Annotated in this window: 23 protein-coding genes and 1 tRNA gene; 7 read left to right on the forward strand and 17 right to left on the reverse strand. The window is 55.4% G+C overall.

Features of this window, described 5'->3' with window-relative positions; translation table 11 throughout:
- Window positions 1–3: 3 nt before the first annotated feature.
- Window positions 4–579, forward strand: a complete 576-nt coding sequence (gene dolP / locus EKN83_RS13625) for a division/outer membrane stress-associated lipid-binding lipoprotein (RefSeq protein ID WP_025756730.1) — start codon at window positions 4–6, stop codon at window positions 577–579.
- Between the two features lie 48 nt (window positions 580–627).
- Here dolP and EKN83_RS13630 read toward each other — a convergent pair whose 3' ends face one another.
- Together EKN83_RS13630 and EKN83_RS13635 are read right to left on the reverse strand one after the other, a co-directional pair.
- The gene (locus tag EKN83_RS13630) at window positions 628–1,665 is read right to left on the reverse strand and encodes a permease (RefSeq protein ID WP_126801129.1); all 1,038 of its coding nucleotides are present in this window, start codon (window positions 1,663–1,665) and stop codon (window positions 628–630) included.
- A 40-nt stretch (window positions 1,666–1,705) separates the two neighbouring features.
- Window positions 1,706–2,350 carry an NAD(P)H-binding protein gene (locus EKN83_RS13635; RefSeq protein ID WP_025756728.1) on the reverse strand — a complete coding sequence of 215 codons (645 nt, stop codon included), beginning with the start codon at window positions 2,348–2,350 and terminating at the stop codon, window positions 1,706–1,708.
- Between the two features lie 128 nt (window positions 2,351–2,478).
- Here EKN83_RS13635 and EKN83_RS13640 point away from each other — a divergent pair, with 128 nt between their 5' ends.
- Window positions 2,479–2,997: a type 1 glutamine amidotransferase domain-containing protein gene (locus tag EKN83_RS13640; protein ID WP_025756727.1), complete on the forward strand. Its 519-nt coding sequence runs from the start codon at window positions 2,479–2,481 to the stop codon at window positions 2,995–2,997.
- On the opposite strand, the gene EKN83_RS13645 is transcribed toward EKN83_RS13640, so the two are convergent.
- A complete protein-coding gene (locus tag EKN83_RS13645; RefSeq protein WP_025756726.1) occupies window positions 2,977–3,411 on the reverse strand; it encodes a YhbP family protein in 435 nt (144 codons plus the stop codon). The two genes, EKN83_RS13640 and EKN83_RS13645, sit on opposite strands and share 21 nt — an antisense overlap.
- A 14-nt stretch (window positions 3,412–3,425) precedes the next feature.
- Here EKN83_RS13645 and EKN83_RS13650 point away from each other — a divergent pair, with 14 nt between their 5' ends.
- The gene (locus EKN83_RS13650) at window positions 3,426–3,755 is read left to right on the forward strand and encodes a GIY-YIG nuclease family protein (protein WP_120262308.1); all 330 of its coding nucleotides are present in this window, start codon (window positions 3,426–3,428) and stop codon (window positions 3,753–3,755) included.
- Here the strand turns inward: EKN83_RS13650 and EKN83_RS13655 are convergent.
- Entirely contained in the window at window positions 3,742–4,245 is a 504-nt protein-coding gene (locus tag EKN83_RS13655; RefSeq protein ID WP_025756724.1) for a GNAT family N-acetyltransferase, read from the reverse strand. The two genes, EKN83_RS13650 and EKN83_RS13655, sit on opposite strands and share 14 nt — an antisense overlap.
- Window positions 4,239–4,763: an SCP2 domain-containing protein gene (locus tag EKN83_RS13660; protein ID WP_025756723.1), complete on the reverse strand. Its 525-nt coding sequence runs from the start codon at window positions 4,761–4,763 to the stop codon at window positions 4,239–4,241. Before EKN83_RS13660 ends, EKN83_RS13655 begins: the two co-directional genes overlap by 7 nt.
- A gap of 211 nt (window positions 4,764–4,974) precedes the next feature.
- Here EKN83_RS13660 and EKN83_RS13665 point away from each other — a divergent pair, with 211 nt between their 5' ends.
- From EKN83_RS13665 to EKN83_RS13675, 3 genes are all read left to right on the forward strand, one after another.
- Window positions 4,975–5,970 (forward strand): peptidase U32 family protein, encoded by a 996-nt coding sequence (locus EKN83_RS13665; RefSeq protein WP_025756722.1) that lies wholly within the window; start codon window positions 4,975–4,977, stop codon window positions 5,968–5,970.
- Between the two features lie 7 nt (window positions 5,971–5,977).
- Complete coding sequence (locus EKN83_RS13670) at window positions 5,978–6,856, forward strand: U32 family peptidase (protein ID WP_126801130.1); 879 nt, start codon at window positions 5,978–5,980, stop codon at window positions 6,854–6,856.
- A gap of 78 nt (window positions 6,857–6,934) precedes the next feature.
- Window positions 6,935–7,942: an LLM class flavin-dependent oxidoreductase gene (locus EKN83_RS13675; protein WP_045284762.1), complete on the forward strand. Its 1,008-nt coding sequence runs from the start codon at window positions 6,935–6,937 to the stop codon at window positions 7,940–7,942.
- A gap of 85 nt (window positions 7,943–8,027) precedes the next feature.
- On the opposite strand, the gene mtr is transcribed toward EKN83_RS13675, so the two are convergent.
- The 12 genes from mtr to EKN83_RS13735 all read right to left on the reverse strand — a co-directional run bounded on the left by mtr (window position 8,028) and on the right by EKN83_RS13735 (window position 21,727).
- A complete protein-coding gene (mtr, locus tag EKN83_RS13680) occupies window positions 8,028–9,272 on the reverse strand; it encodes a tryptophan permease (protein ID WP_126801131.1) in 1,245 nt (414 codons plus the stop codon).
- A 142-nt stretch (window positions 9,273–9,414) separates the two neighbouring features.
- Complete coding sequence (locus EKN83_RS13685) at window positions 9,415–11,310, reverse strand: DEAD/DEAH family ATP-dependent RNA helicase (protein ID WP_025756718.1); 1,896 nt, start codon at window positions 11,308–11,310, stop codon at window positions 9,415–9,417.
- Window positions 11,303–11,383 (reverse strand): protein YrbN, encoded by an 81-nt coding sequence (gene yrbN / locus EKN83_RS23690; RefSeq protein ID WP_100122156.1) that lies wholly within the window; start codon window positions 11,381–11,383, stop codon window positions 11,303–11,305. The genes EKN83_RS13685 and yrbN overlap by 8 nt, the downstream gene beginning before the upstream one ends.
- Before the next feature lie 107 nt (window positions 11,384–11,490).
- Window positions 11,491–12,375: a lipoprotein NlpI gene (gene nlpI, locus EKN83_RS13695; RefSeq protein ID WP_013098912.1), complete on the reverse strand. Its 885-nt coding sequence runs from the start codon at window positions 12,373–12,375 to the stop codon at window positions 11,491–11,493.
- Between the two features lie 108 nt (window positions 12,376–12,483).
- Window positions 12,484–14,622 (reverse strand): polyribonucleotide nucleotidyltransferase, encoded by a 2,139-nt coding sequence (gene pnp / locus EKN83_RS13700; protein WP_047959536.1) that lies wholly within the window; start codon window positions 14,620–14,622, stop codon window positions 12,484–12,486.
- A gap of 242 nt (window positions 14,623–14,864) precedes the next feature.
- The gene (gene rpsO, locus EKN83_RS13705) at window positions 14,865–15,134 is read right to left on the reverse strand and encodes a 30S ribosomal protein S15 (RefSeq protein ID WP_003861789.1); all 270 of its coding nucleotides are present in this window, start codon (window positions 15,132–15,134) and stop codon (window positions 14,865–14,867) included.
- Between the two features lie 154 nt (window positions 15,135–15,288).
- Window positions 15,289–16,239, reverse strand: a complete 951-nt coding sequence (gene truB / locus EKN83_RS13710) for a tRNA pseudouridine(55) synthase TruB (protein ID WP_025756715.1) — start codon at window positions 16,237–16,239, stop codon at window positions 15,289–15,291.
- The gene (gene rbfA, locus EKN83_RS13715; protein WP_003024988.1) at window positions 16,239–16,643 is read right to left on the reverse strand and encodes a 30S ribosome-binding factor RbfA; all 405 of its coding nucleotides are present in this window, start codon (window positions 16,641–16,643) and stop codon (window positions 16,239–16,241) included. The genes truB and rbfA overlap by 1 nt, the downstream gene beginning before the upstream one ends.
- Before the next feature lie 101 nt (window positions 16,644–16,744).
- The gene (infB, locus tag EKN83_RS13720) at window positions 16,745–19,435 is read right to left on the reverse strand and encodes a translation initiation factor IF-2 (protein WP_025756714.1); all 2,691 of its coding nucleotides are present in this window, start codon (window positions 19,433–19,435) and stop codon (window positions 16,745–16,747) included.
- 24 nt (window positions 19,436–19,459) lie between these two features.
- Window positions 19,460–20,962, reverse strand: a complete 1,503-nt coding sequence (gene nusA, locus EKN83_RS13725) for a transcription termination factor NusA (RefSeq protein ID WP_003861798.1) — start codon at window positions 20,960–20,962, stop codon at window positions 19,460–19,462.
- Window positions 20,963–20,990: 28 nt separating this feature from the next.
- A complete protein-coding gene (rimP, locus tag EKN83_RS13730; protein ID WP_014833432.1) occupies window positions 20,991–21,443 on the reverse strand; it encodes a ribosome maturation factor RimP in 453 nt (150 codons plus the stop codon).
- Window positions 21,444–21,650: 207 nt separating this feature from the next.
- Window positions 21,651–21,727 (reverse strand) — tRNA-Met (locus EKN83_RS13735).
- 287 nt (window positions 21,728–22,014) lie between these two features.
- Between EKN83_RS13735 and argG the strand changes: the two genes are divergently transcribed.
- Window positions 22,015–23,361: an argininosuccinate synthase gene (argG, locus tag EKN83_RS13740; protein WP_126801132.1), complete on the forward strand. Its 1,347-nt coding sequence runs from the start codon at window positions 22,015–22,017 to the stop codon at window positions 23,359–23,361.
- Window positions 23,362–23,475: the final 114 nt, after the last annotated feature.

Consider the following 23,475-nt stretch of genomic DNA (forward strand, 5'->3'; position numbering starts at 1 on the left):
CTTATGAAGGCTTTATCGACCCTCGCAGTCCTCATGTCTGCATTACTGCTTCAGGGATGTATCGCTGCGGCCGTTGTGGGTACCGCCGCAGTCGGCACCAAAGCGGCAACCGATCCACGTACGGTGGGTACGCAGGTGGATGACGGTACGCTGGAGCTGCGCGTTAACAGTGCGCTGTCGAAAGATGAACAAATCAAGAAAGAAGCGCGTATCAACGTGACGGCTTATCAGGGCAAAGTGCTGCTGGCAGGCCAGGCGCCGAATATGGAGCTCGCCTCTCGCGCCAAACAAATTGCGATGGGTGTTGAAGGAACCACTGAAGTCTTTAACGAAGTGCGCCAGGGCAAACCCATTGGTCTGGGTGAGGCCTCATCCGATACCTGGATCACCACCAAAGTGCGTTCCCAGTTGTTGGGCTCGGATCAGGTCAAATCTTCCAACGTGAAAGTGACGACGGAAAACGGTGAAGTGTTCCTGCTGGGTCTGGTGACCGACCGTGAAGGGAAAGCGGCGGCCGATATCGCCAGCCGGGTGAGCGGCGTGAAACACGTCACCACCGCGTTTACTTACATTAAGTAATCCACACCCGACTCCACGCCCGGTAAGCGCTAGCGCCACCGGGCTTTTTTACATCAGCGCCAGACTCCCCACTATCACCCCACTCAACGCCACCAGTCCTGCGGTGAGCCACAGCGCTTTCGCCGGGAATGACTTACGCAGCATGATGAGTGACGGCAGGCTGATGGCAGGCAGGGTAATGAGCAGCGCCAGTGCCGGCGCGGTGCCCATGCCAGCCAGCATCATGGTCTGTACAATGGGAATTTCGGCGGCCGTCGGGATAACGAACAGGCAGCCTGCAACGGCCATCGCAACCACCCACATCAGCGTGTTGTCGATAGCGCCCTCCGCATGCGGGAACAGCCAGACGCGCGCCGCCCCGAGAACCAGTACCGCCAGGATATAGACCGGGATAGTGCTCCAGAAAAGCTGCCATAGCGCCTTGCCCCAGCGTGCGAAGAAACCACCCTGCGGCTCGCTGACGTCCAGCTCAACGGACGCAGGCTCGACGGCAGTATCCTTCACCCATTTTTGCACCAGCGTCGCCACCACCAGCACGGTCAGCAACCCGGCCACCAGACGGATGAACGCGAAATGCCAGCCCAGCACAAAGCCCATAAACACCAGCGTTGCCGGGTTGAGCAGCGGGTTGCCCATCCAGAACGCCAGCGCGCCGCCCATCGACACGCGCTGGCGACGCATCCCTGCGGCCACCGGTGCGGCGCAGCAGGAGCACATCATGCCTGGCAGGGAGAAAACTGTCCCCAGCAGCGTGCCCTGAAAGCGCGGCTGGCCCAGGGTTTTGATCAACCAGTGACGCGGGATCAGCACCTGTATCAGCGAGCCCAGAATGACGCCTAAAACGGCCGCTTTCCAGACGGCAAGGAAATAGACCATGGCGTAATCCCACGCCGCCCGCAGCGGGCTGGCATCAGCCTGCGCGAGAATAGATTTTCCGATGCTGTGCGTTTCGGCAGCAGTGAAGGCTTTACCGTAGTACGGCTGCCATTTCACATACCAGAGGCCAACAAGGACCACGAGAAAGAAGAGTGCGGGCTTCCACCATTGAACAGGTGTTGCCGCCTGAGATGAAGACTGACCAGTCATAGCATTCCCCGGAGAGTATTAGGTAATTAGCCGGGGGAGTTTACGCCTCGCCCTGCGCGATTTCACGCAGTTTTGCCGACGGGATAATGTTCACCCCTTCTTTCGAAGGAGATAACGCCTCTTTCAGCATCGCGTGCGCCACATCCCGCGCTTCAATTGATTTCCAGTTTCCCGGAAGAATGCGGAACAGCGGTGCGAAGATTGACTCATTAAAACGCCGTTCGTCCCGGTGTCCCAGCAGCATGGAGGGACGAACAATCGTCAGGTACTCCCATTTCTGGGCAATCAGCGCCTCTTCCATTTTGCCCTTCACCTTGTTGTAGAAAAAGGGCGATCCGGCGCTGGCCCCCAGCGAGCTGACCACCAGGAAATGTTTGGCCCCCAGCCTTTTGGCGGTGAGCGCCGTATCAATCACCAGCGTGTAGTCCGCATGCACAAACGCCTCCTTACTGCCCGCCTCGCGCCGGGTCGTGCCAAGGCAACAAAAGGCGATCTCAATCGGATCCTGCACCTGCGCCAGCGCGTCAGTCAGCTGCGGGTCGTGGGGGTTAAAGACGCCGGAGACGTCGGCGAGCGGTCGTCGCGTCGGGGCGGCGATGTAATTCACGCGACGATCCTGAATCAGCAGGCGCAGCAAATGTCCGCCCACCAGCCCGGTTGCGCCTGTTATCAGTACCTGGCTCATCTTCTCCCCTTTACAGAATTGTCCGTTTGCGAACTCGGCGTGGTCGACCACACTTAGAAGTCTGTTACAGGTAAGTATTTACCACAAGCGGAGAAAAATCAGTCTGAAGCCAAAACAACGGAGGAAGCATGGGCAAGAAAATCGCAGTCTTGATTACCGACGAGTTTGAAGATTCAGAATTTACCTCTCCTGCAGAGGCGTTCCGCAAGGCGGGACATGAAGTGATCACCATTGAGAAAGAAGCGGGCAAAACGGTGAAAGGCCATAAGGGCGAGGCCAGCGTGACCATCGACGAGACTATCGATAACGTTAGCCCTTCCGATTTTGACGCCCTGCTGTTACCCGGCGGCCACTCGCCGGACACCCTGCGCGGGGACGAGCGCTTCGTGACCTTTACCCGGGACTTTGTCTCTACCGGCAAACCGGTCTTTGCCATCTGTCACGGCCCGCAGCTGCTCATCAGCGCGGAGGTTGTCCGCGGGCGTAAGCTCACGGCGGTGAAACCGATCGTTATCGATCTGAAAAACGCGGGGGCCGAGTTTTACGATCAGGAGGTGGTCAACGACAAAGACCAGCTGATCACCAGCCGGACCCCGGACGATCTCCCGGCGTTTAACCGCGAAGCGCTACGCCTGCTCGGCGCGTAACCAGTGCAGCTTCTTGCCAAAGCCCAGGGTGTTGTCGGTAAATTTCAGCTCATCAAGGCGGATTTCCCACACCGGGGCTTTTAGCGCAGCGGCAACCGGAAAGCGGCGCGTGTAGTGCTTACGACGCGCGTCGCTCTCTTCCCCATCCAGACGACGGATTTCCCCTTTAAACTGCACCCCACGTATCAGCGCGACCGTTTTAGGCTGGCCATTCACCGTGCCCGCGACTTTTGCCTGCTGGCCGGTCATCTGCGCATGACGCGTTTTGTCTTCGCTCATGACGTAAAACGCGACGCGCTCAGGATCGTAGTAGTAAAACGCGTTTGCGCACCACATTTCTCCCTCGTGGTAAACGCACCAGGTGACGACATGCTGCTTCGCCAGCCAGCGGTTAATGGCGGCCAGTGTTTCCATTTTCGCTCTCTCTCATGCTATGGTGCGTTCACCTTAACATACTGAATCTGTTTACCGTGTGCTGGTTTCTCTATCTTGTCCGAACCGCTGATAATGCCCTCTACACCGGGATCACCACCGATGTGGCACGGCGTTTTTTACAACATCAAACGGGGAAAGGCGCAAAGGCGCTGCGGGGGAAAGGGGAATTGCAGCTGGCATTTTCAGCCGCCGTGGGCGATCGTTCTCTGGCGCTGAGGCTGGAATACCGCATTAAACAGCTGACGAAGCGCCAGAAAGAGCGCCTCGTGACCGGAGACGGCTCTTTTGAGGCGCTACGCGAGAGCCTGCTTAAAAGCGATTAAAATGGTCGTGGTACTCTACCAGGCCATGCACGCCGTTGAGCGCGTCGTCCGCCAGACGATGAACCTGGAAGGCGGATTCGGTGCCCGGCCAGCGGCAGCGAAGATCGTAATGCGCGGCCTGTTCAAAGCCTAAACGGCCATAAAACGCGGGATCGCCCAGCGTGACAACGGCCGCGTAACCGAACTCATTCAGTGAATCCAGCCCTTCATAGACCAGCTGGCGCGCCAGACCCTGCCCACGATAGCTTTCATCCACCGCCAGCGGTGCCATTCCTACCCACTGGAGCTCTTCGCCCTGAACGCTGACCGGACTGAAGGCCACATAGCCCACCACCTGACCTTCGTCATCGGTGGCAACCAGCCCCAGCGTAATCAGGCCGTCTTCGCGGAGATCGTGGACCAGTTGGGCTTCGGCATCGCTCTCAAAAGAACGTCGCAGCAACGCATCAATCCCCGGCGCATCAATCCCAATTTCGACTCGAATCAGCATGGCTCACCTACTGAAGTGTGTTTACTGTCCGGCGGGGTTGTCAGCCCGGCCTCAACGAAATCTGCCATTTGCATTAACATCACCCGCAGCGCTTTCGGCATCTGCTCCAGCTCAATGGCATCCATTAAATTTTTCACGTACAGACCCAGCTCCGTATCGCCTTCAATCACCAGACGGCGCTGGAAGAAGAGCGTATCCGGATCCTGCTTACGCGCGGCAATCATAAGCAGATCGCTGGCGTTGGCGCTGAAGCTCACGTCCGCGTCAGCGGATTCGCGTACGATCAGCTGGTCATTCTCAACCGAGGTAAACCAGCGCAGCCCGATGTCACGCACGTCGATGCTTAACCAGCGTCCTTCCAGGAACTCCAGCTCGCCATCCTGCAACGCCTGACGGAACTGCCAGCTCAGGACCTGCTCCAGCACCTGACGTTTAAGCGCGAACGGCGCCAGTTTTACCGGCACGCTCAGCATTGATGGACCAAATTGTACGAGACGTGAACGCAGTTTATCCAGCACGAGCTTTACTCCCTGATAGCTATAGTCCCGCTATTTTGCCATATCCGGCACATAACATAGCGGCGTAAATCAACAAACCGTCGTCCGGTGACGCTCATTATTGGTGCCATCAATACGCCATTAGCTGCCTTAAATCAAAAATTGTCGCGTATGGGTTAATTAAAATCCCAGCTCGTTAACATTTTTGCGATCGACTACATCAGGATAAATTATGGAGCTGCTCTGCCCTGCCGGAAACCTTCCGGCGCTTAAGGCGGCCATCGAAAATGGGGCCGATGCGGTCTATATCGGGCTGAAAGATGATACTAACGCCCGCCATTTTGCTGGCCTCAACTTTACGGAGAAAAAGCTTCAGGAAGCCGTTAACTTCGTTCACCAGCACCGCCGCAAACTGCACATCGCCATTAATACCTTTGCCCATCCTGACGGCTACGCCCGCTGGCAGCGCGCGGTGGATATGGCCGCACAGCTGGGTGCCGATGCGCTGATTCTGGCCGACCTCGCCATGCTTGAGTATGCGGCAGAACGCTATCCCCATATTGAGCGCCACGTCTCTGTTCAGGCATCTGCCACCAACGAAGAGGCCGTACGTTTTTATCACCGAAACTTTGACGTAGCCCGCGTGGTGCTGCCGCGCGTACTCTCTATTCATCAGGTTAAGCAACTCGCGCGCGTCACGCCAGTGCCGCTGGAAGTTTTTGCCTTTGGCAGCCTGTGCATCATGGCTGAAGGCCGTTGTTATCTCTCCTCCTATTTAACCGGTGAATCACCCAATACCGTCGGGGCCTGCTCCCCTGCCCGCTTTGTTCGCTGGCAGCAAACGCCGCAGGGGCTGGAGTCTCGTCTGAATGAGGTGCTGATCGACCGCTATCAGGACGGCGAAAACGCCGGTTATCCAACCCTCTGTAAAGGGCGCTATCTGGTCGACGGCCAGCGTTACCACGCGCTGGAAGAGCCCACCAGCCTCAATACGCTTGAGCTGCTGCCGGAACTGCTGGCGGCCAATATTGCCTCGGTGAAAATCGAAGGTCGCCAGCGCAGCCCGGCCTACGTGAGCCAGGTTGCGAAAGTCTGGCGTCAGGCCATCGACCGCTGCATGGCGGACCCGCAGCACTACGCCCCGCAGCCGGCATGGATGGAGACGCTGGGGTCGATGTCTGAAGGTACGCAAACCACACTGGGCGCGTATCACCGTAAATGGCAGTGAGAAAATCATGAAATATTCATTAGGGCCCGTACTCTACTACTGGCCAAAAGAGACGCTGGAAGACTTTTATCAACAGGCCGCCAGCAGCAGCGCCGATGTGATTTACCTCGGCGAAGCGGTGTGCAGCAAGCGCCGGGCCACCAAAGTGGGCGACTGGCTGGAGATGGCGAAGACCCTCGCCGGAAGCGGCAAACAGGTGGTGCTTTCGACGCTCGCCCTGGTACAGGCCGCTTCTGAACTGGGCGAGCTAAAGCGCTACGTGGAGAACGGCGAGTTCCTGCTGGAAGCAAGCGATCTCGGCGTAGTGAACATGTGCGCCGAACGCAGGCTGCCGTTTGTCGCGGGCCATGCCCTGAACTGCTACAACGCCGTGACCCTGCGCCTGTTGCTGAAACAGGGAATGACGCGCTGGTGCATGCCGGTTGAGCTCTCGCGTGACTGGCTGGCAAACCTGCTCACACAGTGCGAAGAGCTGGGCATTAGCAACAAGTTTGAAGTGGAAGTGCTGAGCTACGGGCATCTGCCGCTGGCTTACTCTGCCCGCTGCTTTACCGCGCGTTCGGAAGACCGTCCGAAAGACGAGTGCGAAACCTGCTGCATTAAGTACCCGAACGGGCGCAGCATGCTGTCGCAGGAGAATCAGCAGGTGTTTGTCCTGAACGGCATTCAGACCATGAGCGGCTATGTCTATAACCTGGGCAACGAGCTGGCGTCGATGGACGGGCTGGTAGACCTGGTGCGTTTATCCCCTCTGGATACGGGTGTGTTCGCCATGCTGGACGCCTTCCGCGCCAATGAAAATGGTGCAGCGCCTCTGGCGCTGCAGGCTAATAGCGACTGCAACGGCTACTGGCGACGTCTGGCCGGGCTGGAGCTGCAGGCCTAAAAAAGGCTCACTTTGTTAACAACGGTTATCATTTTTTAATGCACTATTAATGATTGACCGTCGACAAAGTGAGCTGTTATGACTGACAAAACCCTTCCGTTTTCGGTGCTGGATCTGGCGCCGATCCCTCAAGGCTCCTCGGCGCGAGAAGCCTTTTCGCACTCGCTCGATCTCGCTCGTCTGGCCGAAAAACGTGGCTATCACCGTTACTGGCTGGCCGAGCACCACAACATGGTCGGCATCGCCAGTGCGGCAACCTCGGTTCTGATTGGCTATCTGGCGGCAAATACGACCACCCTGCACCTGGGGTCCGGCGGCGTGATGCTGCCTAACCACGCCCCGCTGGTGATTGCCGAGCAGTTTGGCACGCTGAATACGCTCTATCCGGGTCGTATAGATTTAGGGCTTGGCCGTGCGCCGGGGAGTGATCAGCCCACCATGCGCGCCCTCCGCCGCCATATGAGCGGCGATATCGACAACTTCCCGCGCGACGTGGCGGAACTGGTGGACTGGTTCGATGCGCGAGACCCGAACCCGCACGTGCGCCCGGTACCCGGTTATGGTGAGAAGATCCCGGTCTGGCTGTTAGGCTCAAGTCTGTATAGCGCGCAACTTGCCGCACAGCTGGGGCTGCCGTTTGCGTTTGCCTCGCACTTCGCGCCGGATATGCTGCATCAGGCGCTGCATCTCTACCGCACCCATTTCAAACCGTCTGAGCGTCTGGCGAAACCGTACGCGATGGTGTGTATCAACATCATTGCCGCCGACAGCAATCGCGACGCAGAATTCCTGTTTACCTCTATGCAGCAGGCGTTTGTGAAGCTGCGTCGTGGTGAGACAGGCCAGCTTCCGCCGCCAGTGGAGAATATGCATCAACTCTGGTCAGCCTCCGAGCAGTATGGTGTTCAACAGGCGCTGAGCATGTCACTGGTAGGTGATAAAGCGAAGGTGCGTCACGGGCTGGAAGCGGTGCTGCGTGAGACGCAGGCCGATGAGATTATGGTTAACGGCCAGATCTTCGATCACCAGGCGCGTTTGCACTCCTTTGAGCTGGCGATGCAGGTGAAAGAGGAGTTGGTGGGGTAGCCCTTTTGCCCGGTGGCGCTTCGCTTACCGGGCCTACGGGATCGCGTAGGCCGGATAAGGCGTAGCCGCCATCCGGCACAAAAACTTACTGATACACAGGCAACAGGTTAAAACTCGACAGCACGTGAACCAGCGCGTTACCCACACCAAATACCAGAATCAGTACAATCATCGGTTTGCCGCCCCAGACGCGGAATTTAGGGCTGCCGAAGCGTTGACGTGATTTTCGGGCCAGCAGCGCCGGCACAATTGCCGCCCAGATGGTCGCTGCCAGACCGGCATAGCCGATGGCGTACAGGAAGCCGTTCGGCCACAGCAGGCCACCCGCAATCGGTGGCAGGAAGGTCAGCAGTGCAGTTTTGAAGCGTCCCATCGCGGAGTCATCGAAGCCAAACAGATCTGCCAGGTAGTCAAACAGGCCCAGCGTCACGCCGAGGAACGAGCTTGCCACCGCAAAGTTGGAGAACACCACCAGCAGCAGATCCAGACTGCGGCTGTTCAGAACGCCACTCAGCGCCTGCACCAGCACATCAATGTTACCGTCCTTCTGTGCAATGCCAATAAATTCTGGACGCGGGATGTTGCCCATGGTTCCCAGCAGCCAGATGACATACAGCCCCAGCGCCAGCAGCGTACCGTAGACCAGACATTTCACGATAGTGCGCGGATCTTTGCCGTAGTACTTCATCAGGCTCGGCACATTACCGTGGTAGCCAAACGAAGCCAGACAGAACGGCAGCGTCATCAGCAAATACGGCGTATACGAGGTGTTCACTTCGGCGACATTAAACAGCGTTGCCGGCGTTACGTGCCCCAGCAGGCTGCCGAACGTCAGGAAGAAGGTGATCACCTTTGCACCCAGTACAATGGCCGTCATCCGGCTCACCGCTTTGGTACTCATCCAGACGATAAACGCCACGCCCAGTGCAAAGCACAATCCTGCCAGACGCGCCGGAACGTTCAGCGACATCTCCGAGAAGGTGTGATGCAGAATCGAGCCGCTCGCCGAAATGTAGGCGTAGGTCAGGATGTACAGGACAAATGCGATGGAGAGTCCATTGACCAGGTTCCAGCCTTTGCCTAACAGATCTTTGGTGATGGTGTCGAAGCTCGCGCCAATGCGGTAGTTCAGGTTGGCTTCGAGGATCATCAACCCGGAATGAAGCATACAGAACCAGGTAAAGACCAGTGCGGCCAGCGACCAGAAGAACCACGCACCGGACATGACCACGGGCAGGGAAAACATCCCGGCACCTATAATGGTTCCGCCGATGATCACCACGCCGCCAAGCAGCGAAGGTGACGTTTGGGTGGTGGTTAGTGTCGCCATACAGCCTTTTCTCCAGTCAATCATGCGGTTCTGCATTTTAATGTGACGCACTGTACCAGTACAAGAGTACAAAGGGAATAAAAAAAGCCCCGATAGCATCTATCGGGGCTGTATATTTTACTTTACGTCAGAAGTGCAAGGCTTACGCGTCACCGAAACGACGACGGCTGGTGCCTTCTTCACGACGTGGGCCACGGTTTTCGCGACGCTCGCCGGAGAAACGACGACCTTCACCACCGCGACCTTCGCTGCGACCACCTTCACGACGCTCGCCACCGAAACCGCGACCACCGCCACGACGTTCGCCGCCACGGTCAGGACGTGGCTGTGCATCACCCAGCAGCTGCATGTTCATCGGCTTGTTCAGGATGCGAGTACGCGTAAAGTGCTGCAGTACTTCACCCGGCATGCCTTTTGGCAGCTCAATGGTAGAGTGGGATGCGAACAGCTTGATGTTACCGATGTAACGGCTGCTGATGTCGCCTTCGTTGGCGATCGCGCCAACGATGTGACGCACTTCAACGCCATCATCACGGCCCACTTCAATGCGGTACAGCTCCATATCACCCGCATCGCGACGTTCACGACGTGGACGGTCTTCACCACCACGCTCTGGACGGTCGCCACGTGGGCCACGATCGTTACGGTCGCCACGACGTTCGAAGCGATCGTCACGGTCACGGAATTCACGCTTAGGACGCATCGGCGCATCTGGCGGCACGATCAGGCTACGTTCACCCTGCGCCATTTTCAGCAGTGCTGCAGCCAGGGTTTCCATGTCCAGCTCTTCGCCTTCAGCAACAGGCTGGATCTGGGACAGCAGCGCACGGTACTGATCCAGATCGCTGCTTTCCAGCTGCTGCTGGACTTTCGCGGCGAACTTTTCCAGACGGCGTTTGCCCAGCAGCTCTGCGTTTGGCAGATCGGCTTCTGGAATGGTCAGCTTCATGGTGCGTTCGATATTACGCAGCAGACGACGCTCGCGGTTCTCAACGAACAGCAGCGCACGGCCCGCACGACCCGCACGACCGGTACGACCGATACGGTGAACGTAAGACTCGGAATCCATCGGGATGTCGTAGTTAACCACCAGGCTGATACGCTCAACGTCCAGGCCACGTGCTGCCACGTCAGTTGCAATCAGGATATCCAGACGACCGTCTTTCAGACGCTCCAGCGTCTGCTCACGCAGGGCCTGGTTCATGTCGCCGTTCAGCGCTGCGCTGTTGTAGCCGCTACGTTCCAGGGCTTCAGCCACTTCCAGGGTCGCATTTTTGGTACGAACGAAGATGATCGCCGCATCAAAATCTTCCGCTTCCAGGAAACGAACCAGCGCTTCGTTTTTACGCATGCCGTACACAGACCAGTAGCTCTGGCTGATGTCCGGGCGAGTCGTCACGCTGGACTGAATACGCACTTCCTGCGGCTCTTTCATGAAGCGGCGGGTAATGCGACGGATAGCTTCAGGCATGGTGGCAGAGAACAGCGCGGTCTGATGACCGTCCGGGATCTGCGCCATGATGGTTTCAACGTCTTCGATGAAGCCCATACGCAGCATTTCATCTGCTTCGTCCAGTACCAGACCGCTCAGTTTAGAGAGATCCAGCGTACCGCGCTTCAGGTGATCCAGCAGACGGCCCGGCGTACCGACAACAATCTGTGGGCCCTGGCGCAGGGCGCGTAACTGCACGTCATAACGCTGGCCGCCGTACAGGGCTACCACGTTTACGCCGCGCATATGTTTAGAGAATTCCGTCATGGCTTCAGCAACCTGAACAGCCAGTTCACGGGTTGGAGCCAGGACGAGGATCTGCGGTGCACGCAGGTCCGGATCAATGTTGTTCAGCAGCGGCAGCGAGAACGCTGCAGTTTTACCGCTACCAGTCTGGGCCATGCCCAGCACGTCACGACCAGAAAGCAGGTGTGGGATACACTCAGCCTGGATCGGAGATGGTTTTTCGTAACCCAGATCGTTAAGGGCTTCAAGGATAGGAGCCTTCAGGCCCAGATCTGCAAAAGTGGTTTCGAATTCAGCCATGTAGTACGAGTGCCTCAATGTCAATGGCGGCCAGTCTACTTAGCTCATCGTGAAAATGATTAGCAATTTTCATTGAAAAGTGTGAACCGGCTCAAAGTAGGTGTATTGACGAACAACAACGCCCTCACCAGTTAAGGTGATGGCAATCAAAAGATTACGGGCTGATGTTTATGTCGTCAGCTATTGCTGGTCCGATTCTGCCAGGTCGTCTTGCTCCTGGCCCAAGAGCGATAATTCCAACAATGCATAACGGTGCTCAACGAAGTTGTGTACGTTGTTAGCAACCGCTAATTTGAACAGTGCCGTAGCGCTGTCCTTATCCCCCAGACTTAGGTAGTACTTACCTAAATAGAAGTTGGTTTCACTGAGATGCTCAGCGAGCGAGGTGTTATCCGTTGCGTCCGCCTTGAGGCGTTCCATCAGCGTTGCTTCGCTAATGTTGCCCAGGTAGAACTCGACAATGTTCCATCCCCACTGTTCCTTGTCCGATTTATCGAAGCGCTGTTTCAGTGCCTCTTTTGCCTGCTTCTCATCGAGCTTCTGCTCAACGATGTAAAGCCACAGGCTACGGAAAGGATCATTAGGATCGTCTTGATAAAACGCCAGCAGATCATCTTGCGCTAACTTATCACGACCGCCGTAATACAATGCGATACCGCGATTCAAGTGCGCGTAGTTGTAAGTTGGATCAAGCTCAAGTACAGAATCAAACGCTTCATAGGCAGCATCAAAATTGCCTGCCTGCGTTAAATAAATGCCTAAGTAATTGAATACTTCAGGCATATCAGGTCGGATAGCCAGCGCTTGTGAAAAATCATTCCGCGCTAATGCCCTCAGACCAAGACTATCATACAACACTCCGCGCTCATATAAAAGCTGTGCGCGTTCGTCATCGGTTAAAGCCCGACTGGCAAGTATTTGTTCCATGCGTGCCAGAATCACTTCCTGCTGCAAAGTCGGTTGCAATGGCACTGCGAGGACTTCGCTCTTACGCCAGGCAGAGTTGCTGCATCCTGCCAGCGTTAAAGCTGTCGCAACGAAACACCAGCGCAAAAAAGGCTTCATTTCCCACTCCCGAAGACAACTATTGGATGAACGTCCTGTCCCCCGGCGGCTTAACAAGGCGTCCTGCCTGATACCAGGCCCTCCGCAAAGCGGAGGGCAAATCGCAACTTACTCGCCTTGCTGTTCTGCAGCCTGTGCTTCAGGCGCAGCAGCTGGCTGAGACTGCTCAGTTGCTTCTTTAATGCTCAGACGGATACGGCCCTGGCGATCAACTTCCAGAACTTTAACCGGTACTTCCTGACCCATCTGCAGGTAATCGGTCACTTTCTCAACGCGCTTGTCAGCGATCTGAGAGATGTGAACCAGACCTTCTTTACCGCCACCGATGGCCACAAATGCGCCAAAGTCAACGATACGGGTCACTTTACCACTGTAGATACGGCCCACTTCGATTTCTGCGGTGATCTCTTCGATACGACGGATCGCGAATTTCGCTTTCTCGCCGTCGGTTGCTGCGATTTTCACAGTACCGTCATCTTCGATTTCGATCGTGGTGCCCGTCTCTTCGGTCAGCGCACGGATAACGGAACCGCCCTTACCGATAACATCTTTGATCTTGTCTGGATTGATCTTGATGGTGTGAATGCGCGGAGCGAATTCAGAGATATCACCACGCGGCGCGTTAATCGCCTGTTCCATCACGCCCAGGATGTGCAGACGTGCACCTTTAGCCTGGTTCAGCGCAACCTGCATGATCTCTTTGGTGATACCTTCAATTTTGATATCCATCTGCAGCGCAGAGATACCGTCGCGGGAACCCGCCACTTTGAAGTCCATATCGCCCAGGTGGTCTTCGTCGCCCAGAATGTCAGACAGAACAACATAGTTGTCGCCTTCTTTCACCAGACCCATTGCGATACCCGCAACGGCGGCTTTGATTGGCACGCCTGCATCCATCAGCGCCAGAGAGGCACCACATACGGAAGCCATAGAAGAAGAACCGTTGGATTCGGTGATTTCAGAAACCACACGGACGGTGTACGGGAATTTGTCCGCATCTGGCATCACAGCCAGCACACCGCGCTTCGCCAGACGACCGTGACCAATTTCACGACGCTTCGGCGAGCCAACCATACCGGTTTCACCAACGGAGTACGGAGGGAAGTTATAGTGGAACAGGAAGCTGTCAGTGCGCTCGCCCATCAGTTCGTCGATGATCTGTGCGTCACGTGCAGTACCCAGCGTCGCAGTTACCAGCGCCTGCGTTTCACCACGGGTGAACAGCGCAGAACCGTGAGTACGTGGCAGCACGCCAGTACGCACATCCAGACCACGGATCATGTCTTTTTCACGGCCATCGATGCGTGGCTCACCTGCCAGCACGCGGCTACGCACCACGTTTTTCTCGATGGCATGCAGAATTTCGCTCAGCTCGTTAGCATCCAGCGTTTCGTCTTCAGCAACCAGCGTGGCGATGGTTTCGTCTTTGATCACGTCAACCTGAGCATAACGCTCCTGTTTGTCAGTGATACGGTAAGCATCGCTCAGGCGAGATTCTGCCAGTGCAGCAACGCGTGCGTTCAGCGCGTCGTTTGCTGCTTCAGGCTGCCAGTCCCAACGTGGCTTACCGGCTTCTTTCACCAGTTCGTTGATGTTCTGGATAACAACCTGCTGCTGATCGTGGCCGAAGACCACAGCGCCCAGCATCTGGTCTTCGCTCAGCAGTTCAGCTTCGGATTCAACCATCAGCACAGCGGCTTCAGTACCGGCAACCACCAGGTCCAGCTTGCTCTCTTTCAGCTCTTCCTGAGTCGGGTTCAGTACGTACTGGTCGTTGATGTAACCGACGCGCGCCGCACCGATTGGGCCATTGAATGGAATACCAGACAGTGACAGGGCAGCGGACGCGCCGATCATCGCAACGATGTCCGGGTTAACCTGTGGGTTAACGGACACAACGGTCGCGATAACCTGAACTTCGTTAACGAAGCCTTCCGGGAACAGCGGACGAACCGGGCGGTCAATCAGACGCGCGATCAGGGTTTCGCCTTCGCTTGGACGGCCTTCACGACGGAAGAAGCCACCCGGGATTTTACCGGCAGCGTAAGTACGCTCCTGGTAGTTAACGGTCAGAGGGAAGAAGTCCTGACCTGGTTTAGCTTTTTTCTGACCCACAACGGTAACGAATACCGCGGTGTCATCCATGCTTACCATAACGGCAGCAGTAGCCTGACGAGCCATCATACCGGTTTCCAGCGTGACGGTATGTTGACCATACTGGAATTTACGAACGATCGGATTCAGCAAAATTCTGTCCTTTCTTAAATGTTTGACAGCACACCACCGGTGTGCTGTCGATTTGACCCGACCTTCTTTGCATCCTCGCGACTAATGACAACCAACACCCCCATGGGTGAAGCCTCTCATTAGCCGCGCGAACCTCTGCAATGAAGATCATTTATAGCAACAATACAATAGTTTCCAGTGAATTGCTGCCGTCTGGTTGAAAAAAGGGGCCATCAGGCCCCCTTTTCTGAAACTCGCAAGACTTAGCGACGCAGACCCAGACGCTCGATCAGCGCGGTGTAGCGTGCAACATCTTTACGTTTCAGGTAGTCGAGCAGTTTACGACGCTGAGAAACCATACGCAGCAGACCACGACGGCTGTGGTGATCTTTTTTGTGCTCTGCAAAGTGACCCTGCAGGTGGTTAATCTGTGCAGTCAGCAGTGCAACCTGAACTTCGGTAGAACCGCTGTCGTTAGTACCACGACCAAACTCAGAAACGATTTTAGCTTTAGCTTCAACGCTTAGAGACATTTTCAAACTCCAAAGTATAAAGAATGTAAGGGTGCCGATCTCTAATTCAGCGACCCCATGTACGCCTCGCGGATTGTTAAACAATTCACCAGGCGTTAAGCGGCGATATTCTACTCGTCTCCCCTGCTTATCGCAAGGTGAGCCGTTATCGCCGTCACGCGTCGACCGGATATTCGACGACCAGACGACGCGGCGCAACGCGCCCTTCGCCATCCATTTCGCCCATTCCGATGAACTTACCGTCGTCACCTTCAGTCACGCGAACCAGCCCTTCCTGCGGCGCTTGCGCCGTACGAACCGGGTTGCCGTTCTTAAAGTAAACGGACGATGTTAAAGGAAGATTAACCACAGGGAAATCCGCTGCCGGGCTATCCATCGGCATCAGCAGAGGATCGAGCAAATCGGCCGGCGCTATCCCCTGCGCGTGTGCCTGTTCAACCAGCGCGTGCAGCTGTTCCAGGGTCACCATCCGCTCAACCGGGTATTTACTGACCGCCAGGCGACGCAGGTAGATCACATGCGCGCCACAGCCCAGCTTCTCGCCCAGGTCATCGATGATGGTACGAATATAGGTGCCTTTCGAACAGTGTACTTCCAGTTCCAGCTCATCACCTTCGTGGCGAATAAAGAGCAGCTCATACACGGTGATCGGACGGGCTTCACGCGGGACGTCGATGCCCTGGCGCGCATATTCGTAGAGTTTTTTTCCCTGATATTTCAGCGCCGAATACATCGATGGCACCTGCATCGTGTCCCCGCGGAAGCTCTCCAGGGCAGCATCAAGCTGTTCCGCGCTGAACGTCACCGGGCGCTCTTCGACCACCTGGCCATCGGCATCGGAGGTATCCGTGCGCTGGCCCAGTTTAGCGATAACGCGGTAACGTTTATCGGAGTCGAGCAGGTACTGGGAAAACTTTGTCGCTTCTCCCAGGCAGACCGGCAGCATGCCGGTTGCCAGCGGATCGAGCGCGCCAGTGTGGCCCGCACGGTTGGCGTTGTAAATGCGCTTCACTTTTTGCAGCACGTCGTTGCTGGAAGCGCCCTGGGGTTTATCCAGCAGCAGCACACCATGCACGTCGCGACCACGACGACGAGGACGACTCATCAGTCCTCCTTGCTGTCGTCCGCCGGGTTAACACGACGCTCGTCGTCATGTTTCACCACGCTGGTCACCAGGTTGGACATACGCATCCCTTCAACCAGCGAGTTGTCGTAGAAGAAGGTCAGTTCTGGAACGATACGCAGACGCATTGCTTTGCCGAGCAGAGAGCGGATGAAACCTGACGCTTCCTGCAGCGCTTTAATGCCGTTTTTCACTGCCGCTTCGTCCTGATCGTTCAGGAAAGTGACGAACACCTTGGCATAGGCCAGGTCGCGGGACATTTCTACACCCGACACGGTGGTCATCATGCCGACGCGGGGATCTTTAATTTCACGTTGCAGAATGAGGGCGATCTCTTTCTGCATTTCCTGCGCGACGCGCTGTGGGCGACCAAACTCTTTCGCCATAATAAATTCTCCAGACAAAAAAGGGGCCTTCAGCCCCTTTTGAAATAGTTGCCGGGTGGCGCTTCGCTTACCCGGCCTACAATCAGCAATCTTAACGAAGATTAAGCGATGGTACGCTGGATTTCGATGATCTCGAACACTTCGATCATATCGCCTACGCGAACGTCGTTGTAGTTCTTCACGCCGATACCACATTCCATGCCGTTACGGACTTCGTTAACGTCATCTTTGAAGCGGCGCAGGGATTCCAGCTCGCCTTCATAGATAACCACGTTATCGCGCAGAACGCGGATTGGGTTGTGACGTTTGATGGTACCTTCGGTAACCATACAGCCCGCGATTGCACCGAATTTCGGTGATTTGAAGACGTCACGTACTTCAGCCAGACCGATGATCTGCTGTTTCAGCTCAGGCGACAGCATACCGCTCATCGCTGCTTTCACTTCGTCGATCAGGTTATAGATGACGGAGTAGTAACGCAGATCCAGGCTTTCTGCTTCGATCACGCGGCGAGCAGAAGCATCAGCACGCACGTTGAAGCCAACCAGGATGGCGTTGGACGCAGCAGCCAGGGTAGCGTCGGTTTCGGTGATACCACCGACACCAGAACCGATGATCTTCACTTTCACTTCGTCAGTCGACAGTTTCAGTAAGGAGTCGGAGATCGCTTCCACAGAGCCCTGAACGTCAGCTTTCAGTACGACGTTCACTTCGTGAACTTCGCCTTCAGCCATGTTCGCGAACATGTTCTCGAGTTTAGATTTCTGCTGACGAGCCAGTTTAACTTCACGGAATTTGCCCTGACGATACAGTGCAACTTCACGCGCTTTCTTCTCGTCACGCACTACGGTCACTTCGTCACCGGCAGCCGGCACACCGGACAAGCCAAGGATTTCCACTGGAATGGACGGACCGGCTTCCAGCACTTCCTGACCCAATTCGTTACGCATCGCACGCACGCGACCGTATTCGAAACCACACAGAACGATATCGCCTTTATGCAGGGTACCTTCACGAACCAGAACGGTAGCAACCGGGCCACGGCCTTTGTCCAGGAAGGATTCGATAACCGCACCGCTCGCCATACCGTTACGGATGGCTTTCAGCTCCAGAACTTCAGCCTGCAGCAGGATCGCATCCAGCAGATCGTCGATACCGGTACCCGCTTTCGCAGACACGTGTACGAACTGGCTTTCGCCGCCCCACTCTTCCGGCAGGATGCCGTACTGGGACAGTTCGTTTTTAACACGATCCGGATCCGCTTCTGGTTTATCGATCTTGTTCACTGCAACCACAACCGGCACACCCGCCGCTTTCGCGTGCTGGATAGCTTCGATGGTCTGTGGCATTACGCCGTCGTCTGCAGCAACAACCAGAACAACGATATCCGTCGCCTGCGCACCACGAGCACGCATTGAGGTAAACGCGGCGTGGCCTGGGGTATCCAGGAAGGTGATCATGCCGTTGTCAGTTTCTACGTGGTATGCACCGATGTGCTGGGTAATACCACCCGCTTCACCGGAGGCCACTTTCGTAGAACGAATGTAGTCGAGCAGAGAGGTTTTACCGTGGTCAACGTGACCCATGATGGTCACTACCGGTGCGCGCGGTTCTGCCGCAGCACCCGTATCACGGTCGCTCATTACTGCTTCTTCCAGTTCGTTTTCACGACGCAGGATAACTTTGTGGCCCATCTCTTCAGCAACCAGCTGTGCGGTTTCCTGGTCGATCACCTGGTTGATGGTCGCCATGGCGCCCAGTTTCATCATCGCTTTGATGACCTGAGAGCCTTTTACCGCCATTTTGTTTGCCAGTTCGCCAACGGTGATGGTTTCGCCGATCACAACGTCACGGTTAACCGCCTGAGCTGGCTTCTGGAAGCCCTGCTGCAGAGAAGAACCTTTACGCTGTTTACCACCTTTACCGCCACGCACGGCTGCACGCGCTTCTTCACGGTCAGCTTTAGACTCAGCGTGTTTGTTGCCTTTTTTCGCCGGACGCGCCGCTTTCGCATTGCGACCACGGCCACGACCACCTTCTACTTCACGGTCGTTGTCATCTTCAGCCTGACGCGCATGCTGAGAAGTGGTCACGTGATAGTCGCTGGTATCTTCAGACTGCTCAGCGGTATCAACACCGTTCTTCTCGTTTTCTTCTGCCATACGGCGCGCTTCTTCAGCCACACGACGTGCTTCTTCTTCCAGCTTGCGGCGGGCTTCTTCTTCCGCTTTACGCTTCAGCTCGGCAGCTTCATTTTCACGGCGGGCTTTTTCAGCCTGGGCGGTTTTGGTCATTTCGTCTGTCTGTTGATTGCTCACTTTGTCTTTTTCCGCAGCGTCACGCTTCACTTTATCACTTGCGTCGCGTTTCGCTTTTTCTGCGGCCTCACGTTCAGCTTTTAATTCTGCCTCACGTTTGGCGGTTGCTTCCGCTTCACGCTGAGCTTGTTCTTCCGCTTCACGCTGTGCCTGCTCTTCCGCGGCAAGACGTTCTGCCTCTTGCGGATCACGTTTTACAAAGGTGCGCGTCTTGCGGACTTCAATTTGTACCGATTTACTTTTGCCACCGGTACCAGGGATATTCAACGTGCTACGCGTTTTGCGCTGCAGCGTCAGCTTGTCAGGCGTAGAGCCGTGTTCACGGTTCAGGTGCGTTAACAAGGTTTGTTTTTCTTGCGCGGTCACCGAGTCATCAGCGGACTTCGGGATCCCTGCATCAGCAAATTGCTGTACCAGGCGGTCCACGGAGGTCTGAATCTCGGCAGCCAGCGATTTTACAGTTACATCAGTCATGCTGTTCCTTCCTGCTACAGTTTATTACGCTTCGTCGCCGAACCAGCAAATATTACGTGCGGCCATGATGAGCTCGCCGGCTTTCTCGTCGGTTAAACCTTCGATATCAGCCAGGTCATCAACGCCTTGCTCGGCGAGATCTTCCAGCGTACAAACACCACGGGCAGCCAGCTTGAACGCAATCGCACGATCAAGACCTTCCAGATTCAGCAGGTCATCAGCCGGCTTTTTATCGCCAAGGCTTTCTTCCTGAGCCAGTGCCAGGGTGGTCAGTGCGTTTTTAGCGCGTTCACGCAGGGCTTCAACGGTTGGTTCATCCAGACCGTCGATTTCCAGCAGCTCTTTCATTGGCACATAGGCCAGTTCTTCCAGCGTAGAGAAACCTTCTTCAACCAGAACAGTGGCGAAATCTTCGTCAATATCCAGGTATTTAGTGAAGGTATCGATCGCCGCATGGGCTTCAGCCTGATGCTTAGCCTGCAGGTCATCAACGGTCATCACGTTGAGTTCCCAGCCGCTCAGCTGTGACGCCAGACGTACGTTCTGACCGTTACGGCCGATTGCCTGCGCCAGGTTGCCCGCTTCAACAGCGATATCCATAGTGTGTTTGTCTTCGTCAACAACGATAGACGCTACATCAGCTGGAGCCATTGCGTTGATCACGAACTGCGCCGGGTTGTCATCCCACAGAACGATATCAATACGTTCGCCGCCCAGCTCAGTAGAGACTGCCTGGACACGCGCACCACGCATACCGACGCAAGCACCGACCGGATCGATACGCTTGTCGTTGGTTTTCACCGCAATTTTCGCGCGGGAGCCCGGATCGCGAGCCGCCGCTTTAATTTCGATAACTTCTTCACCGATTTCCGGTACTTCGATACGGAACAGTTCAACCAGCATTTCTGGTTTAGAACGGGTCACGAACAACTGCGCACCGCGCGCTTCTGGACGGACAGCGTACAGAACACCACGGATACGGTCGCCTGGACGGAAGTTTTCACGCGGCAGCATATCTTCACGCAGGATCACGGCTTCAGCGTTACCCGGCAACCCTTCGGATTTGATCTCCAGGGAGATGTTGTCGCGGTTCACTTTTTTCACCACGCCAGTGATGATTTCGCCTTCCTGATCGCGGAACTGATCGACAACCAGCGCGCGCTCGGCTTCGCGCACTTTCTGCACGATAACCTGCTTGGCGGTCTGGGTGGTGATACGGTCGAAGGTCACAGATTCGATCTGATCTTCAACGTAGTCACCCACGTTCAGACTCTCGTCTTCAAAACGTGCCGCTTCCAGCGTGATCTCTTTGGTCGGCTGGGTCACTTCTTCAACGATTACCCAACGACGGAATGTATCGAAGTCACCGCTTTTACGATCGATTTCTACGCGAACATCGATCTCTTGCTCGTATTTTTTCTTGGTTGCTGTAGCCAGTGCACTTTCCAGCGCTTCGAAAATCTTCTCACGCGGCAGTGATTTCTCGTTGGAGACGGCTTCAACAACAGCCAAAATTTCTTTGTTCATCGCGGGCTTTTCACCTCAATCCAGACTGTTAAAAGTGGGGAACCAGGTTCGCCTTCTGGATATTACTCAGCGCGAACACTTCATCTTTGCCTTCGACTGTCACCGTGATCATCTCACCATCAACGGCTTTGATAATTCCCTGCCATTTACGGCGGTTCTGTACGGCCATACGCAGAACGAGAGCCACTTCTTCACCGGTAAAGCGCACATAGTGCTCGGCCGTGAACATCGGGCGATCGAGGCCAGGTGAGGAAACTTCCAGGTTGTACGCAACGGTAATCGGATCTTCAACATCAAGAACCGCACTCACCTGGTGGCTGACATCAGCACAATCATCAACATTGATGCCATCTTCACTATCAATATAGATGCGCAGCGTCGATGTACGGCCGCGAACGAATTCGATGCCGACCAGTTCGTAGCCCAGTGCTTCGACCGGTGCAGTAATCATCTCTGTTAATTTTTGCTCTAATGTGGACAAGCCCACCCCCAAGACATAAAAAAAGGGCGTAAAGCCCAGTTATTCTGTAGTCAGATAACAAAAAACCCCGATAAATCGGGGCTTTAGATAACTGAACCCTATAGCCACAACTGTGGCCTGGAGCACTCTCCGAAAGAAATTTTTCAAATCCAGCTACGAAGGCTCTAAGTCTTCACAGTATATTTGAAAAAGAACTTTATGGGAAAGTGGTTGCGGGGGCCGGATTTGAACCGACGACCTTCGGGTTATGAGCCCGACGAGCTACCAGGCTGCTCCACCCCGCGCCTGAAACGTGGCAAATTCTACGCGTTTTGGACAGAATTTGCAAATAATGCTGGGATTTGGTACCGAAGACGGGACGTAAAATCGGCGTTTAGTATATTGATAGTTGACCCCACCTGTCAAGGCGACATCCGCCAGACAGAACAGACCAAAATTTTTACAAAAAACGCACGAGTCTCTTCCGGTCTTCGCCAAAAGATGATTAAATGAATACTCACTTATTTTGCATAAAAATGCACAAGAGAGCGAAAGCGGTCTCTAATCAGTCAATCAAGCAGGGTTTTATTCTATGACGACGATTCTCAAGCATCTTCCGGTAGGACAACGTATTGGCATCGCTTTCTCAGGCGGCCTGGATACCAGCGCTGCACTGCTGTGGATGCGCCAGAAGGGAGCGGTTCCGTATGCATATACTGCGAACCTGGGTCAGCCGGATGAGGACGACTATGATGCCATTCCTCGTCGCGCAAAAGAGTATGGTGCAGAAAACGCGCGCCTGATTGACTGCCGTAAGCAACTGGTCGCCGAAGGTATCGCGGCGATTCAGTGCGGTGCGTTCCATAACACCACCGGCGGCCTAACCTATTTCAACACCACTCCGCTGGGCCGTGCGGTCACCGGCACCATGCTGGTTGCCGCCATGAAAGAAGACGGCGTAAACATCTGGGGTGACGGTAGCACCTATAAAGGCAACGATATCGAACGTTTCTATCGTTATGGCCTGCTGACCAACGCCGAACTGCAGATTTACAAACCATGGCTGGATACCGATTTCATCGACGAGCTGGGTGGCCGTCATGAGATGTCTGAGTTTATGATCGCCTGCGGTTTTGACTATAAGATGTCAGTCGAGAAGGCCTACTCTACCGACTCGAACATGCTGGGTGCGACGCACGAAGCAAAAGATCTGGAATTCCTGAACTCCAGCGTGAAGATCGTTAACCCGATCATGGGCGTGAAGTTCTGGGACGAGAACGTCAAAATCCAGGCCGAAGAAGTGACCGTGCGTTTCGAACGCGGCCATCCGGTGGCGCTGAACGGTAAAACCTTCTCTGATGATGTTGAACTGATGCTGGAAGCTAACCGTATTGGTGGCCGTCACGGTCTGGGCATGAGCGATCAGATTGAAAACCGTATCATCGAAGCGAAAAGCCGTGGCATCTACGAAGCCCCGGGCATGGCGCTGCTGCACATCGCTTACGAGCGTCTGCTGACCGGTATTCACAACGAAGACACCATCGAGCAGTATCACTCTCATGGCCGTCATTTGGGTAAATTACTGTATCAGGGTCGCTGGTTTGATCCACAGGCGCTGATGTTGCGTGATGCCCTGCAGCGTTGGGTGGCAAGTGCGATTACGGGTGAAGTGACTCTGGAACTGCGTCGCGGGAATGACTACTCCATCCTGAACACAGTGTCTGACAATCTGACTTACAAAGCAGAGCGTCTGACCATGGAGAAAGGCGAATCCGTGTTCTCGCCGGACGATCGTATTGGCCAGCTGACCATGCGTAACCTGGATATCACCGATACCCGTGAGAAGCTGTTCAACTACGTTGAGAACGGTTTGCTGTCAGCCAGTTCCGGTAATGGCCTGCCGCAGGTTGAAAACCTGGAGCACAGCGACAAGAAGTAATCGCTGATGTGACATGCAAAAGGCGCCCAAGAGGCGCCTTTTTTGTAGCCTTCTTAGGCCCGGTAAGCGCAGCGCCACCGGGCAAAAATGGCGGGTGGTGCTGCGCTTACCCGC

The organism is Enterobacter sp. WCHEn090032, from assembly GCF_003986875.1.
In the GTDB taxonomy this organism is placed as follows: Bacteria; Pseudomonadota; Gammaproteobacteria; order Enterobacterales; family Enterobacteriaceae; genus Enterobacter; species Enterobacter sichuanensis.

Coding starts and splice junctions, on each gene's coding strand:
- dolP (WP_025756730.1), top strand. CDS start 4: ATGAAGGCTTTATCGACCCTCGCAGTCCTCATGTCTGCATTACTGCTT.
- EKN83_RS13630 (WP_126801129.1), bottom strand. CDS start 1,665: ATGACTGGTCAGTCTTCATCTCAGGCGGCAACACCTGTTCAATGGTGG.
- EKN83_RS13635 (WP_025756728.1), bottom strand. CDS start 2,350: ATGAGCCAGGTACTGATAACAGGCGCAACCGGGCTGGTGGGCGGACAT.
- EKN83_RS13640 (WP_025756727.1), top strand. CDS start 2,479: ATGGGCAAGAAAATCGCAGTCTTGATTACCGACGAGTTTGAAGATTCA.
- EKN83_RS13645 (WP_025756726.1), bottom strand. CDS start 3,411: ATGGAAACACTGGCCGCCATTAACCGCTGGCTGGCGAAGCAGCATGTC.
- EKN83_RS13650 (WP_120262308.1), top strand. CDS start 3,426: ATGCTATGGTGCGTTCACCTTAACATACTGAATCTGTTTACCGTGTGC.
- EKN83_RS13655 (WP_025756724.1), bottom strand. CDS start 4,245: ATGCTGATTCGAGTCGAAATTGGGATTGATGCGCCGGGGATTGATGCG.
- EKN83_RS13665 (WP_025756722.1), top strand. CDS start 4,975: ATGGAGCTGCTCTGCCCTGCCGGAAACCTTCCGGCGCTTAAGGCGGCC.
- EKN83_RS13670 (WP_126801130.1), top strand. CDS start 5,978: ATGAAATATTCATTAGGGCCCGTACTCTACTACTGGCCAAAAGAGACG.
- EKN83_RS13675 (WP_045284762.1), top strand. CDS start 6,935: ATGACTGACAAAACCCTTCCGTTTTCGGTGCTGGATCTGGCGCCGATC.
- mtr (WP_126801131.1), bottom strand. CDS start 9,272: ATGGCGACACTAACCACCACCCAAACGTCACCTTCGCTGCTTGGCGGC.
- EKN83_RS13685 (WP_025756718.1), bottom strand. CDS start 11,310: ATGGCTGAATTCGAAACCACTTTTGCAGATCTGGGCCTGAAGGCTCCT.
- yrbN (WP_100122156.1), bottom strand. CDS start 11,383: ATGAAAATTGCTAATCATTTTCACGATGAGCTAAGTAGACTGGCCGCC.
- nlpI (WP_013098912.1), bottom strand. CDS start 12,375: ATGAAGCCTTTTTTGCGCTGGTGTTTCGTTGCGACAGCTTTAACGCTG.
- rpsO (WP_003861789.1), bottom strand. CDS start 15,134: ATGTCTCTAAGCGTTGAAGCTAAAGCTAAAATCGTTTCTGAGTTTGGT.
- truB (WP_025756715.1), bottom strand. CDS start 16,239: ATGAGTCGTCCTCGTCGTCGTGGTCGCGACGTGCATGGTGTGCTGCTG.
- rbfA (WP_003024988.1), bottom strand. CDS start 16,643: ATGGCGAAAGAGTTTGGTCGCCCACAGCGCGTCGCGCAGGAAATGCAG.
- infB (WP_025756714.1), bottom strand. CDS start 19,435: ATGACTGATGTAACTGTAAAATCGCTGGCTGCCGAGATTCAGACCTCC.
- nusA (WP_003861798.1), bottom strand. CDS start 20,962: ATGAACAAAGAAATTTTGGCTGTTGTTGAAGCCGTCTCCAACGAGAAA.
- argG (WP_126801132.1), top strand. CDS start 22,015: ATGACGACGATTCTCAAGCATCTTCCGGTAGGACAACGTATTGGCATC.